At 71.1% G+C, this 14,188-nt stretch carries 11 protein-coding genes; 7 read left to right on the plus strand and 4 right to left on the minus strand.

Going from position 1 to position 14,188, the window contains the following annotated elements:
* Nucleotides 1-222: 222 nt before the first annotated feature.
* Nucleotides 223-996 (plus strand): IclR family transcriptional regulator, encoded by a 774-nt coding sequence (locus G3I78_RS25780; RefSeq protein WP_164428614.1) that lies wholly within the window; start codon nt 223-225, stop codon nt 994-996.
* Complete coding sequence (locus G3I78_RS25785) at nt 993-1,847, plus strand: SMP-30/gluconolactonase/LRE family protein (protein ID WP_164428616.1); 855 nt, start codon at nt 993-995, stop codon at nt 1,845-1,847. The genes G3I78_RS25780 and G3I78_RS25785 overlap by 4 nt, the downstream gene beginning before the upstream one ends.
* A gap of 92 nt (nt 1,848-1,939) precedes the next feature.
* Here G3I78_RS25785 and G3I78_RS25790 read toward each other — a convergent pair whose 3' ends face one another.
* The 3 genes from G3I78_RS25790 to G3I78_RS25800 are packed head-to-tail and all read right to left on the minus strand — an operon-like array spanning nt 1,940 to nt 5,182.
* Nucleotides 1,940-3,352, minus strand: coding sequence for an FAD-dependent oxidoreductase (locus tag G3I78_RS25790; protein ID WP_164428618.1), 1,413 nt, complete (start codon nt 3,350-3,352; stop codon nt 1,940-1,942).
* Complete coding sequence (locus G3I78_RS25795) at nt 3,345-4,577, minus strand: MAB_1171c family putative transporter (protein ID WP_164428620.1); 1,233 nt, start codon at nt 4,575-4,577, stop codon at nt 3,345-3,347. Before G3I78_RS25795 ends, G3I78_RS25790 begins: the two co-directional genes overlap by 8 nt.
* Nucleotides 4,574-5,182 (minus strand): toxin-antitoxin system, toxin component family protein, encoded by a 609-nt coding sequence (locus tag G3I78_RS25800; RefSeq protein WP_164428622.1) that lies wholly within the window; start codon nt 5,180-5,182, stop codon nt 4,574-4,576. The genes G3I78_RS25795 and G3I78_RS25800 overlap by 4 nt, the downstream gene beginning before the upstream one ends.
* A gap of 225 nt (nt 5,183-5,407) precedes the next feature.
* Between G3I78_RS25800 and G3I78_RS25805 the strand changes: the two genes are divergently transcribed.
* The 5 genes from G3I78_RS25805 to G3I78_RS25825 are packed head-to-tail and all read left to right on the plus strand — an operon-like array spanning nt 5,408 to nt 11,065.
* A complete protein-coding gene (locus G3I78_RS25805; protein ID WP_164428623.1) occupies nt 5,408-6,757 on the plus strand; it encodes an extracellular solute-binding protein in 1,350 nt (449 codons plus the stop codon).
* A complete protein-coding gene (locus G3I78_RS25810) occupies nt 6,754-7,704 on the plus strand; it encodes a sugar ABC transporter permease (protein WP_164428625.1) in 951 nt (316 codons plus the stop codon). The genes G3I78_RS25805 and G3I78_RS25810 overlap by 4 nt, the downstream gene beginning before the upstream one ends.
* Nucleotides 7,701-8,561: a carbohydrate ABC transporter permease gene (locus G3I78_RS25815; RefSeq protein ID WP_164428627.1), complete on the plus strand. Its 861-nt coding sequence runs from the start codon at nt 7,701-7,703 to the stop codon at nt 8,559-8,561. Before G3I78_RS25810 ends, G3I78_RS25815 begins: the two co-directional genes overlap by 4 nt.
* Nucleotides 8,562-8,575: 14 nt before the next feature.
* The gene (locus tag G3I78_RS25820) at nt 8,576-9,538 is read left to right on the plus strand and encodes an arabinan endo-1,5-alpha-L-arabinosidase (RefSeq protein ID WP_164428978.1); all 963 of its coding nucleotides are present in this window, start codon (nt 8,576-8,578) and stop codon (nt 9,536-9,538) included.
* A gap of 9 nt (nt 9,539-9,547) precedes the next feature.
* Nucleotides 9,548-11,065, plus strand: a complete 1,518-nt coding sequence (locus tag G3I78_RS25825; RefSeq protein ID WP_164428629.1) for an alpha-N-arabinofuranosidase — start codon at nt 9,548-9,550, stop codon at nt 11,063-11,065.
* A gap of 5 nt (nt 11,066-11,070) precedes the next feature.
* Here the strand turns inward: G3I78_RS25825 and G3I78_RS25830 are convergent, their stop codons facing one another.
* Nucleotides 11,071-14,067, minus strand: a complete 2,997-nt coding sequence (locus G3I78_RS25830) for a beta-galactosidase (protein WP_164428631.1) — start codon at nt 14,065-14,067, stop codon at nt 11,071-11,073.
* Nucleotides 14,068-14,188 lie beyond the last annotated feature (121 nt).

Consider the following 14,188-nt stretch of genomic DNA (forward strand, 5'->3'; position numbering starts at 1 on the left):
TCCCCCAGGACACGCACGCAGTGTGACGTGTCGCACACGACCACAGTAGTACCGGCGGCGCACACCCGTACCCTTCCTGCGGAAACGGAACGGATACGGAGTTCGTGCCCCGCATGCCCATTGCCCGAGGAAACGGCCTGTCGCTAGCCTGTGTTCGTCATGCCGATCGTCTGTTGAAATTTCGAACGCAGACGCCTTAGACGCAAAGGGAGGGGGCCGGTTGTGGGACGCCTCGTACCTGCCGTGACCCGGGCTCTCGACATTCTCGAGCTCTTCCTCGACGGGGACGGGACGCTCTCCGCCCCCGACATAGTGCGCAGGCTCCAGCTGCCGCGCACCACCGTGCACGAGCTGGTGACCACGCTCGCCGCGCGGTCGTACATCGTGCAGGTGCCCGGCCAGCCGGGACGCTACCGGCTCGGGGTCCGGCCCTACCAGCTCGGGAGCCGGTACGCCGAGCAGCTGGACCTCGCCGCCGAGGGACAGCAGGTGGCCCGGTCCGTCGCGGAGACCTGTGACGAGACCGTGCACGTGGCGATCCTGGAAGGCACCGACGTCATCTACATCGCGAAGGTCGACTCGACGCACGCGGTGCGGATGGTCTCGGCGGCGGGGCGCCGGCTCCCGGCCCACTGCACCTCCGTCGGCAAGATGCTCCTCGCCTCCCTCCCCGAGCCGCAGCTCGCCTCCCGCATCCCGGAGGACGGCCGGCTCGTCGCCATGACCCCCAACAGCATCACCGACCCCGGCGCCCTGCGCGAGGCCCTGGACGAGATCCGCCGGCGCGGTGTCGCCGTCGAGAACCGGGAGTCCAACCCGGACGTCTCCTGCGTGGCCGCCCCGGTCCGCGACCGCACCGGGCAGGTCGTCGCCGCGCTCTCCATCTCCGTGCCGATGATCCGCTGGAGCGACGAGCGCCGCGTCGAGCTGGAGCAGCTGGCCGCCAAGGGCGCCGCCGAACTCTCCGAGCGCCTCGGCCACCGGAGCGTGGCATGACCAGGTTCAGCGGCTACGAGGTCGCCGTACGGGCCGAGGCCACCCTCGGCGAAGGGCCCACCTGGGACGGCGCGGGCCACCGGCTCCTGTGGATCGACATCCTCGGCGCCCGCCTGCACACCTACGACCCCGTCTCGGGCCACCGCACGGTCCGTACCCTCGACCAGCACATCGGTGCCGTCAAGCCGCGCACGGGCGGCGGGCTCGTCCTCAACCTGCGGGACGGCGTGGCCGTACTGGACCCGGACGGCGCCTTCCACTGGCTGCACCACGAGCCGGTCCCCGGCCGCCGCGCCAACGACGCCGCCGTCGCCCCCGACGGCTCGCTGTGGGCCGGCACCATGCGCTACGACGAGGCGCCGGGCGGCGGCACCCTGTCCCGGCTCACCCCCGACGGCACCCACACCACCGTCCTCGACGACGTGGCCGTCAGCAACGGCACCGGCTGGAGCCCGGACGGCCGGCTCATGTACTACGTCGACTCGCCCACCCGCCGGGTCGATGTCTTCGACCACCACGACGGCCACATCGAGAACCGCCGCACCCTCGTGGAGATCGAGGACGGCGCCGGGTTCCCCGACGGGCTCACGGTCGACGCCGACGGCTGTGTCTGGGTCGCGCTGTGGGACGGGGGAGCCGTACGGCGGTACACCCCCGACGGCGAGCTGGACCGGGTGATCACCCTGCCGACCCCGCGCGTCACCGCGTGTGCGTTCGGCGGCCCGGACCTCACCGACCTGTACATCACCACGGCCCGGGTAGGCCTGACCGCACCGCATCCACTGGCAGGCTCCCTGCTGGTGGTACCGGGCGCAGGGAAGGGACCACAGCAGCCGGCATTCACAGGCTGACTGCACCCACCCCCAGGGGCGCGGGGCGGTGCTGAATCTGCGGCTACCGCCGCGTGAGCGCGACCAGCCCCCACCGGCCCGCAGGCGACGTGCTACTGAAGCCCCGCCTTCTTCAACTCCTCGGCAGTCAAAGGAGGTTCGGACAAAGTCGGTTTCAACGGCCCCATCACAGCCGCCAACCCCACCGTCGGCGACAACAGCACCTCCGCCCGCCGCTCCAGCGACGTCACGTCGGTGACGCGGCGGGCGATCCGCCCGTTCCCCGTGGCCGTGTACATCAGCCGGGACACATACGCGGCCACGAGCCGGTCCCGCGAGGTCGGTCCCTCCTGCTCCGACTCCGTGTAGAACACGTCCTGCCCGGTCGCCAGGTCCCACGCCGCCGCGACCGGCCGGGCCACCGCCTTCTGGACCCGCCGGGCCAGCCCGGGCGCACCGAGCCCGTGCCGCCGGGTCAGGTCCCGCAGGATCAGCGCGCTCTGGGCACCCACGGCGAGCCCGTGGCCGTAGACCGGGTTGTAGGCGGCCAGCGCGTCGCCGAGGACCGTGAAGTTCTCGGGCCAGGCCCGCGTCCGCTCGTAGAAGTACCGCCGGTTGACGGTCGTACGGGTGAAGGCGACGTCGGACAGCGGTTCGGCGCGGGCGATCAGGTCGCCGATGAGGGGATGTCTGAGTTCCTTACGGGCGAAGCGGACGAAGTCGTCGCCCGAGGCGTTGGCGGCGGAGGGCTCGCCGCCGCGGGTGCCGTTCAGGGTGACGATCCAGCGGCCGTCCTCGATCGGCAGCAAAAAGCCGGACCGGCCGGGGCCGGGCTCCCGGGCGTCGGGCTGGACGCTGACGACGGGGAAGCCGTCGCGGGCCTGCTCGGGCGCGAGGTACAGGCGGCTCGCGTACGCCAGTCCGGAGTCGACCTCGCGCTGCTCCGGCGCCGGCAGCCCGAGCTCCGCCAGCCAGCGGGGTGCTGCGGAGGCCCGCCCGGTCGCGTCCACGACCGTCCCCGCCTCGATGGTCCTCTCGCGGCCGTCGGCCTCCCGCACCCGGACCCCGGTGACCGTGTCCGCGGTGCCCACCAGCCCTAGTACCTCCGTGCCGCCGAGCACCTCGACCCGTTCGTCCGCGAGGACCCGGGCCCGGACCGTGGCGTCCAGCAGGTCCCGGCCGGCCAGGATCACGTGGTGGGACTCCGGCCAGCGCCGGAACCAGCCGTGGGCCGAGTAGACGACCATGTCGGTGGTGACCGGCGCCCTGCGCGCCCCGGCCGCCAGGAGCGTGCCGGTGATGCCCGGCAGCAGCTCCTCCATCGCCCGTACGCCGCCCGACCAGAGCATGTGGGCGTGCCGGGCCTGGGGCAGCCCCTTGCGCGGTGCGGGACCCTCGGGCAGTGCGTCGCGCTCCACCACGACCACCCGGCCGGCGAGTCCCGTCAGAGCCGCCGCGGCGAGCATGCCGGTGTGGGATCCCCCGAGGACGACGACGGGTCTCGCGGGGGAGGGGCTTTCAGTCATGCGTGGACATGCTCTCTGCCGGGACGGCCGCGCGGGCGCGTACCGCCTTGATCTCGTCGGGGCTGCGCAGGACCTCGGACACGGCCGCGATCTCCTGGAGCAGGTACGTGGTGTCGGGGTCGCCCTCGCCCCCGGTGCCCGGCGCGTGCCGCCCGGCCTCGACGGCGTCCAGGATCGTCACGGCGGCGGCGAGCGCCTGGGCCCGGCCGCGCTCGAAACCGAGGGCGAGCGCGGTGTCGTGGGCGCGGACCCGCAGGTCCTCGTCGATGAACCGGGACAGCTGGAGCAGCGCGTCCCGGATGTACGTCTCGCGGCGGATCAGCCGCATCTCGGCGGTGGCGCGCAGGGCCAGCGGCTCACGGCTGCCCGCGACGGTCCGCAGCAGCCGGGACAGGGCCCTGAGGTCGCGGTGGCGGCGGCGGACCAGCCAGCGCTCGTGGAGGTACTGGCCGGCGTGCGGCACGATGAAGCCGATCGCGACCAGGGTGGCGGCGACACAGGCCGCGGCCGGCGCGATGTTGGTGTTCAGCCAGTCCAGGTCGTGCCCGGTCCAGCGGGCCACCACCGCCGTGAGCTTGGCGGCGCTGAAGAGCAGGTTGGTGGCGAAGCCGACGCCGAGGAAGCGCAGCCCCCAGCGCAGCCAGCCGTCGAGGCCGTCGGTGCGGATCCAGTTCCACACCAGCCCGGACGTGATCAGGCTGGCCACGGTGTGCGCGAGCAGGTAGAGCAGGATCAGCTCACGCATGAACGGGGTGCCGGCGTAGTAGGTGTCCAGGTCCCGGATCCGCTCCACGGGCACGTCGGCGAGCGCGAACAGCACCCACATCGCGACGACCACCCCGGTGTACACGCAGACCACCCACCGGGTCGCCCGCCGGGTCCTGGCGTAGTGTTCGCTGCGGCCGTCGCGCCAGTGCACGACCAGCAGCAGCCAGGACGCGCAGAGCGCGGTGAGCAGGGAGTACACCCAGGGCGCGGCGATGTTGGGGACGCCGGTGACCCGGTTCGTCCAGGCGATGGTGCCCGGGGCCGCGAACAGGAACACCGCGCAGGCGAACAGCAGCAGACCGCCCACGGCACGCAGCAGCGGGTCCCGCCACAGCTTGACGATGCTGGGCAGCTTGATCGCCAGGGCCGCCCCGAGGACCAGGCCAGGGAGCCAGTAGGGGATGTACAGACCGGTGAGGGACCCGACCGTCCCCTCGGCCAGGTGGGGGTGGGTCACCGCGCTCCGCCTCCGCGGTAGCCGAGGGTTCTCTGGACCGCGCCGGGCCGGGCGCCGGGGCCGGGCCCGGCGCCGTGACCCCGGTCCGGCACGTACGGCCGGAACGCCGCCGCGAGCCGGTGCCCGAAGTCGTCGGCCTCGGCCTCGTCCGCCTCCCGGGAGCCGTTGCGGGCGGCCACCGTCAGGGCGACGGAGTCCCAGCCGGGCCGGCCGGCCAGCGCGTTCGCCGCGGCCGCGTGGTGGTGGGCGTGTCCGGCGTGCAGATGCCACAGCTCATGGCCCAGGATGACCAGCTGCTGCATCGCCTCGGCCCGCTCCTCCACGATGACGAGGTCGAAGTCCTGGAACTCCACCCACAGCCCGGTGACGGCGATCTCGTCGGGGAAGCGCTCGAAGCGCAGGTCGACGGGGCGGCCGCCGCGGCGGGCGCTCATCTCCTGGCACAGGGCCCGGCACAGCTCGGGCACGTCGGCCGGGGGACGGGGTCTGGCCCGGACCGCGGTGGTGAGGTGGGAGACCAGATCGCGCATGGCCGAGGTCGCACGGGTGCGCCGCAGCGCCGAGGCGATCCGGGCCGCACTCCTGCGCGCGCCCGCGATGTCCATCCCACCCCCTGAACTCGCCCGTCGCCGTAGGGCGGGCTGTTCGAGGGTACGCGCCCTGAACTGTCCCCGTCACGCGATCGGGTGACCGGTCCCCGCCGGCTGTTCGACCGGTGGACAGAGCGCTCGATTTTGCTGCGTACCCCATTGACTAGAAAGCGCTTCCTGCCTACGGTCCCGTTCGAAGTTACGAGCGCAATTCGAGATCTCGAACAGTAAGGGCAGGCAATGGGACGACCTGACCTGAGTCGCAGGAAACTTCTCACCGCGGCCGGCGGCCTCACCGTCGCCGCGAGCTTCGGCTTCGCGGCCCTCGGTACCGGCGCCGACGCGCTCGCCTCCGGCGCGGACACCCGGGTGCGCTACTGGAACCTCTTCAGCGGCGGCGACGGCGCCAACATGATCGCGATGCTGGACGCCTTCCGGAAGGCCAACCCGGACATCGACGTGAAGGACTCCACCCTCCAGTGGGGCAACCCCTTCTACACCAAGCTCGCCATGGCCGCGGCCGGCAACCGCGCCCCCGACCTCGGCGTCATGCACATGGGCCGGGTCACCGGATTCTCGCCGGGCCGCCTCCTGGACCCCTGGGACGTCGACCTGCTCGCCAAGTACGGCGTGCGCGAGCAGGACTACAACCCCGCCCTGTGGAAGCGCGGTGTCATCGACGGCAAGCTGTACGCCCTCCCGCTCGACATCCACGTCCAGCTCTGCTTCTACCGCAAGGACGTGCTGGGCAAGGCGGGCCTGCTCGGCGACGACGGCCGGATGATCCCGGTCACCTCCACCGACGAGTGGTTCGACGTCCTCAAGAAGGCCAAGGCCGTCCAGAAGAAGGGCCTCCAGACCATCGGCCTGTGGACCAACGACCAGAACTTCCAGTGGTGGTTCTTCGTCGCCTTCTACACCCAGCTCGGCGGGAAGTGGTTCAACGACGCCGACACCGAGGTCCTCTTCGACACCGACAAGGCCACCCAGGTCCTGGAGTTCCTCCGCAAGCACGTCACCGACGGCTACGTCATCCCCGGCGCGCCCACCGGCGAACAGTTCATCAACGGCGCCCCCTTCACCTGGGAGGGCAACTGGTCGGTTCCGGTCTTCTCCGGAGCGAAACTCGACTACGGCGCGACCCCGCTGCCGCCCGTCTTCGGCAGACAGGCCACCCACGCCGAGTCCCACGCCTTCGTCCTGCCCCACCAGGCGGACCGCGGCGGCGCCACCGACGAGGGCGCCCACGAACTCGCCGCGTACGTCGTCACGCACGCCCTCCAGTGGGCGGCCGGCGGACACATCCCCGCGTACACACCGACGCTGTCGACGGCGGCGTACAAGAAGCTCACCCCGCAGAACGAGTACGTCAGCGCCATGGACCACCAGGCCACCGAGCCGAAGGTGTGGTTCGCGGGCTCCACCGGCGTCCTCGCCCAGGATCTCGGCCCGGTCGTCGTCTCCTCGACGATGGGCTCCGCCAAGCCGGACAAGGTGGCGCGGACGATGAAGAGCCATCTCACCAAGCTCCTCGCCTCGAAGAACCCGATGGACGGCAGGACCGCCGCGCAGGGAGGTGCGGTCGTATGACGACCAGCGCTCACATGACGACCGGAGCCGTCGCCGCACCGGCCCGCGCCAGGACCGCGACCGCCGTCGCGACCGTGCGCCGCAAGCAGGGCTTCCAGCACGGGGGCTGGTTCGTCGCGCCGTTCCTGGCGCTCTTCGTGCTGTTCGTGATCTGGCCGCTGCTGCGGGGCGTCTACCTCAGCTTCACCGACGCCAACATCTCCGGCGACAGCGCGCACTTCATCGGCTTCGACAACTACCGCGACGCCCTGAACGACACCGCGATGTGGGACGCGCTCGGCCACAGCGCCTACTTCACGCTCCTGGTCGTCCCCTGCATCACGCTCCTCGCCTTCCTCCTCGCGATGCTGGCCCATCACATCGAGCGCGGGAAGTGGCTGTGGCGGCTGTGCTTCTTCGTGCCGTTCCTGCTGCCCTCGACGGTCGCGGCCAACCTGTTCCAGTGGCTGTTCACCCAGGGCATCGGACTGATCAACCAGACCTTCGGGCTCGACACGCCCTGGCTGACCGACAAGTCGTACGCCATGCTCGCCATCGTCATCGAGACCCTGTGGTGGACCGTCGGCTTCAGCTTCCTGCTCTACCTCGCCGCCCTCCAGGGCATCCCCGGCCACCTCTACGAGGCCGCCAAGCTGGACGGCGCCAACGCCTGGCACCGCATGGTCCACATCACGCTGCCGATGCTGCGCAACATCACCGGGCTGGTGATCGCGCTCCAGATCCTGGCCTCGCTCCAGCTCTTCGACCAGGCCGTCGTGATGATGGACTTCAGCCCCGGGCCCGAGCTCTCCACCCGCTCCTTCGTGCAGTACACCCTCGAACAGGGCTTCACCAGCTACCGGGTGGGCTACGCCTCCGCGATGTCCATCATCTTCTTCGTGATCATCGCAGTCGTCGCGCTGGCCCGCATGTGGCTGCTGCGCAACCGTGAGGAGAGCGCCCGATGACCACCGCCGTACAGCCCCGCAAGGAGCCCCGCAGGCCCTGGACGCCGAGCCAGATCGTCCTCACGGTCCTCGGAGCCGCCGTCTCCGCCGTCTTCGTGGCGCCGATCGTGGCGGCCCTGCTCACCTCGCTGAAGTCCGAGGCGGAGGCGGCCGAGATCCCGCCGCACTGGCTGCCGGAGATCTGGACGGCGCAGGCGTGGAAGGCGCTGTGGGAGACCGGCAACATCACCAACTGGTTCGTCAACTCCCTGGTGGTGTCGGTCTGCGTCACCACCGTCGTCCTCACGGTCAGCGCCCTCGCCGGATACGGCTTCGCCCGCACCGAGTTCCGCGGCAAGAAGGCGCTCATGGGTGTCGTCATGTCGGGCCTGATGGTCTCCCCCGCGGTCCTCGGCGTCCCCCTGTTCACCACCGTCCAGCAGATGGGGATGGTCGACACCTACTGGGGCATGATCCTGCCCCAGTGCGCCCCCGCCGCGATGGTCTACATCCTCTACAAGTTCTTCCAGGGCATCCCGCGCGAGCTGGAGGAGGCCGCCTTCATCGACGGCGCCGGCCGCTGGCGCGTCTTCTTCACCATCGTCCTCCCGCTCTCCCGCCCCTCCCTGGCGGCGGTCGGCATCTTCACCTTCATCGCCTCCTGGAACAACTTCCTGTGGCCCTACATGGTGACCAACAACCCCGACCTCATGACCATGCCGAACGGCATCGCGACCGTCATGAACTCCTACGGCATCCAGTGGGCCCAACTCATGGCCGGCGGCCTCATGGCAGGCCTCCCGCTGATCATCGTGTTCGTCTTCTTCCAGCGCCAGATCGTGGCGGGCGTGGCCCACACCGGGTTGGCGGGGCAGTGAGCGCGCGCAGAGCGATGACGGCCATGGCGGCGGGGCTCCTCCTGGCCGTCCTCCCCCACCCGGCTCTGGCCCAGGGGAGTTACCCCGACCCCCTCCCCATCACCGGCCAGCAGATCATCCACGACCCGACCGTGCTCCGGCTGAAGTCCGGGCAGTACGTGGCCTACTCCACCGGCGGTGTGATCGGGGCGCGGCTCTCGAAGGATCTGCGGAACTGGGCCGACGCGGGGAACGCCTTCGCCGAGCCGCCGGAGTGGTGGTTCGAGTACAACGGCACCGGTGATCCCTGGGCGCCCGACCTCTCCTACCGCGCGGGCCGGTACTGGCTCTACTACGCCGTCTCCTCCTGGGGCACCAACCACTCGGCGATCGGCGTGGCCACCTCCCCGAGCGGGCTGCCGGGCACGTGGACCGACCACGGCAAGGTCTTCGCGTCCGAGACCACCGACACCTGGAACGCCATCGACCCGGCGATCACCCGGGCCGGCGGCAGGCTGTGGATGTCCTTCGGGTCGTACTGGACCGGCATCCGGATGGTCGAACTCGACCCCGGGACCGGCAAGGCCCTCGGGGGCGCGACCGTCCACCACCTGGCCACCCGCCCGGACGCCCCGTACGCCGTCGAAGGCCCCTCCCTCGTGCGGCACGGCCGCTACTACTACCTCTTCGCGTCGTACGACGCCTGTTGTGCGGGAGTGAACTCCACGTACAAGATCAGGGTGGGCAGATCAACGGCGATCACCGGCCCGTACACCGACAGCACGGGCAAGCCCCTGCTGGAGGGCGGCGGCGACCTGCTCCTGGCCGGACACGGCCGCTACGTCGGCACGGGAGGCGAGTCGGTCTTCCGGACCCGTGGCCAGGACTGGCTGGCGTACCACTACTACGACGCAGAGGACAACGGCACACCCAAGCTGGGCCTGAACCGGCTCGGCTGGGTGCGTGACTGGCCGGTTGTCAAGCAATCCCGTTCCTGAAAGGTCCCCATGAGCAAGTCCACCGCCCGCTTCACCCTCGACCCCGCGTTCAGGATCGGTGAGGTCAACCCCCGGCTCTTCGGCTCCTTCGTCGAGCACCTCGGCCGCTGCGTCTACACCGGCATCTTCGAGCCCGGCCACCCCACCGCCGACGACAAGGGCCTGCGCCAGGACGTCCTGGACCTGGTCCGCGAACTCGGCGTCACCGCCCTGCGCTACCCCGGCGGCAACTTCGTCTCCGGCTACAAGTGGGAGGACTCCGTCGGCCCCGTCGAGGACCGCCCCCGCCGCCTCGACCTCGCCTGGCGCTCCACCGAGACCAACCGCTTCGGCCTCTCCGAGTACATCGACTTCCTCCGCAAGGTCGGCCCCCAGGCCGAGCCCATGATGGCCGTCAACCTCGGCACCCGGGGCGTCGCCGAGGCCCTCGAACTCCAGGAGTACGCCAACCACCCGGAGGGCACCGCGCTGTCCGACCTCCGGGTCGCGCACGGCGACAAGGACCCCTTCGGCATCAAGCTGTGGTGCCTGGGCAACGAGATGGACGGCCCCTGGCAGACCGGCCACAAGACCGCTCAGGAGTACGGCCGCGTCGCCGCCGAGACCGCCCGCGCCATGCGCCAGATCGACCCGGGCGTCGAACTCGTCGCCTGCGGCTCCTCCAGCCAGTCCATGCCGACCTTCGCCGCCTGGGAGGCGACGGTCCTGGAGGAGACGTACGACCTCGTCGACCACATCTCCCTGCACGCCTACTACCAGCCCGAGGACGGTGACCTCGACTCCTTCCTGGCCTCCGCCGTCGACATGGAGTCCTTCATCGAGAACGTGGTCGCCACCGCCGACCACATCGGCGCGAAGCTGAAGTCGAAGAAGAAGATCAACCTCTCCTTCGACGAGTGGAACGTCTGGTACATCTCGGAGTGGCACGAGATCGAGAACTCCGGCGCGCGGGACTGGGCCGAGGCCCCCCGTCTCCTGGAGGACAACTACAGCGTCATGGACGCGGTCGTCTTCGGCTCGCTGCTCATCGCGCTGCTGCGGCACGCCGACCGCGTCACCGTCGCCTGTCTCGCCCAGCTGGTCAACGTGATCGCCCCGATCATGACCGAGCCCGGCGGCCCGGCCTGGCGCCAGACGACGTTCTTCCCGTTCGCCCAGGCCTCGCGGTACGGCCGCGGCGAGGTCCTCGACGTCCGGGTCGACTCGCCGAGGCACGACACGAAGAAGTACGGCGAGACCGACCTCCTGCACGCCACCGCGGTACGCGCCGAGGACGGTTCGGTGACCGTGTTCGCCGTCAACCGCAGCCGCACCGACGCGCTGCCGCTCGAAGTCGCCCTGAACGGCCTCGACTTGACGAACGTCGTCGAGCACAGTGTCCTCGCGGACGCCGACCCCGACGCCCGCAACACCCTCGCCGAGCCCGAGCGGGTCGCCCCGCACCCGGCCGAGGGCACCGCGCTGGCGGACGGCACCCTCACCGCCGTACTGGAGCCGCTGTCCTGGAACGTGATCCGGCTGGCGTAGCCGGATCAGCGGCCGGGGGAGTCCACCGGGGTCACCGGTACTCCTCCGGCCGAGGCGCCCATCGGCGTCAGCCGGACGTCCTTCGGGCCCGAGTCCGTCGTACCGTCCGAAAGGACCGCCAGGGCAAGGGTGTTGACGCCCCGGGAGCGCAGGATGCCGTTCGGGAGGGCGAAGGTGTGCTGTGGGCCCACGTCGTTGACGTACTGGCCCAGGTTCCAGCCGTTGAGGAAGATCTGGACGCGGTAGGCGCGCTTCGGGTCGTCGTCGAGGGTGAGGCCGACCGAGGCGTCGATGTCCGCGTCCACGGCGAGCCGGAACGTCGTCCGGTACCAGGTGACGCCCTGGCGCCGGTCGGCGCGCGGGAGTTCGGCCGGCTCCCAGCCGTCGTCGGCGAGGCCCGGCAGGTGCCAGCCCTCACGCTCCCCGTACAGGCCGCCGTTGTTGAGCGGCCCGCGCACCGGGTCGGGAGCCGTCTCGCCCTGGATGCGCCAACTCACCTTCGGCGAACCGCCCTTGAAGGCGGCGCCGGTCAACCCCCGGGCCACCTTGTGGGAGTCGGCGGACCGGCCGTCCATGTCGTGCGCCATCCGCCGTACGAGCACGGACAGCACCCGCGAGTCGGGGATCTCCTCGAAAGGCTCCGCCGAGGGCACCGCGAAGGTGGCCGTCGCCGCCCAACTCCCCTTCCGTGCCGTCCCTTTGTCCGGCACCGGCATCCGGTGCGTGCCCAGCGGCTCCCCGTCCAGCCACGCCATCAGCAGCCCCTGGGTGCCGGTGCTGTAGGCGAGGGACACCGACTCCAGGCCGGCCGCGTCCGTGAGGCGGCCGCGGTACCAGACGTCGCCGTAGTGGAAGCCGTAGTCGTCGGCGAAGAGGACCGGCTGTCCCTTCGGGACCGGGGTGATGCTGAACGAGCCGGTGCGGTCGGCCTCCGTCCAGCGGGAGTCGTCGAAGTCCGGTGCGGACTCCGGGTTCTCGGTACGGCGCCGCCAGCCGCCCAGCGCGGGCAGCCGCACCTCGCGCACCGCGGGCAGGGGGAGCTGTCCGGGAGCGGGCAGCGCGGCCCGCAGACTGCCCGGGGCGGTGATCTCGGTGCGCAGCGGGGTGCCGTTCCAGGTGATCTGGCCGATCCCGCGCGGCCCCCACACCTCCAGGCCGGTCGCCTCGACGGTGTCGCCGGTCAGCTGGACGACCATGCCGTCCAGGGTGGCCTCGCGCACCAGCTTCGGGCCGTACACCAGCACCGGGCCGGTCGGGGTGTCCAGCCGGAACAGCCGCAGCGCGGTCGCGTCGTCGGCGAAGAGCAGCAGCAGCGGGGTGGTGCTGCCGCCGCCCTCGACGCGGACCCGGGCCAGCCCACCGACGCCCGAGGGTACCGTGATCCGCAGGACTCCGAGGTCGTAGTTCCACGCGGGCTCCGCGTCGCCCCGGTAGACCAGCGGCTCCTCCGGGCAGTCGAGGAGCACCTGGGCCATCTCGCCGTGCGGGGCGGTGAACACGGCCACGTCCAGCCGCCCCACCTTGAGGAACATCATGGGCTGCGCGGTGGCGAACTTCAGGGTGCGCTCGCCCAGTTGGAGCCCGGTCGCCAGCAGCCGCGCGTCATGGGCGGCGACGGTGAAGGCCACGTCGATCCCGGCGTCCGGGACCGTGGTCGTGATCGGCGCGTCGGTGTCGTTGCGCGCCACGTACACATGCGAGCCGGTGTCCGGGTTGGTCAGGTGGTACACCTTCAGCCGCTCGTCCTCGGCCCGCACCGCGTCCGCCCGGTCGAGCTTGGCGAAGTCCGGCACGGTCTGGAGGAGATGGCCGAGCTGATGGGTGGGCGCCAGCTTCGGCGTCTGCCTGCGCGCCTCGTCGAGGGCCGCCCCGTAGTCGTACGACGTGTAGACCTGCGGCGCGGGCAGCCAGCCCCACGAGGTGCCGCCGAAGGTCATGTAGACGTTGTGCACGGTGATGCCGTTGGCGAGGTTGGTCAGCTGGAAGCGCCGCTCGTAGGCCGCGTCCCTGCTGTACCGCGCCTCGGCGTACCCCTTGCCGCCGAAGGTGACCCCGCCCCACGGGTCGAACCAGCCGCCGCCGAACTCCGGGACGAACCCGGGAGTGCTGGGGCTCGCGGTCGCCCCGCCCTTCAGCCCGCCCTGCCCGAAGTGCCCCCAGTCCGGCGGTACTTCGGCCGGGTCGGGATAGCCGTCGAAGCCGTAGAGCCAACCGTGCTCCTGGCCACCGGTGTTGAAGGACCCGGGCGTCCAGTAGCCGTTCCTGCCCTTGTCGTTGTGGAACAGCGGTACGTCGATCCCGTCGGCCCGCACCTTCTTGTACAGGTGGGACATGTAGTCCCGGCCGAGGGGCTCGTCGGTGAAGGCGTCGTACTCGTTCTCGATCTGGTAGAGCAGGACCGTGCCGGTGCCCCGGGTGAACAGGTGCCGGGCGACGATGGCGTCGACCTGGGTCAGCCACTCGTCGACGTACGACAGATAGACCGGGTCGGAGGTGCGGGCGCGGCCCTCGGTCGCCGTCAGCCAGCCGGGGAAGCCGCCGCCGTCGACCTCGGCGTTGATGTACGGGCCCGGGCGCACGATGACGTAGAGGCCGGTCTCCGCGGCCGTGCGCAGGAACAGGTCGAGGTCGCGGACGCCGGTGAAGTCGTACTGGCCGGGGCCGGGGGAGTGGTAGTTCCAGGCGACGTACACGCTCACCGCGTTGAAGCCGTGGGCGCGCATCTTCTGGAGCACGTCCCGCCACAGCGAGGGGCTCGGCAGCCGGAAGGGGTGCATCTCGCCCGACCACAGCACCAGGCGCCGGCCGTCGACCAGCAGCGAGTACTTGTCGTAACCGACCTGGTGCCGCGCCCGGTCGGCGGCGGCGGCGCCGGGCGCGGGTCCGGTGGGCACGCTGTGGGAGGCGTACGCCCGCGTCGTCTCGCCACCGCTGCCGCTCAGCGCGAAGCCGAGCGCCGTGGTGCCGGCGAGGGCGCTGAATGTACGTCTGCTCAGCTCCAAGGGAGCGCCTCCTGGTCGCGCCGTTCCGTCCGCGGTGTGCGTGGTGATCGCTGTGGTCGGTGTTCGCTGTGCGTGGTGTTCGCTGTGAGCGGTGTGTTCATTGTGGCGTGGCCATTCTCTA

Source organism: Streptomyces sp. SID13726, from assembly GCF_010548375.1.
In the GTDB taxonomy this organism is placed as follows: Bacteria; Actinomycetota; Actinomycetes; order Streptomycetales; family Streptomycetaceae; genus Streptomyces.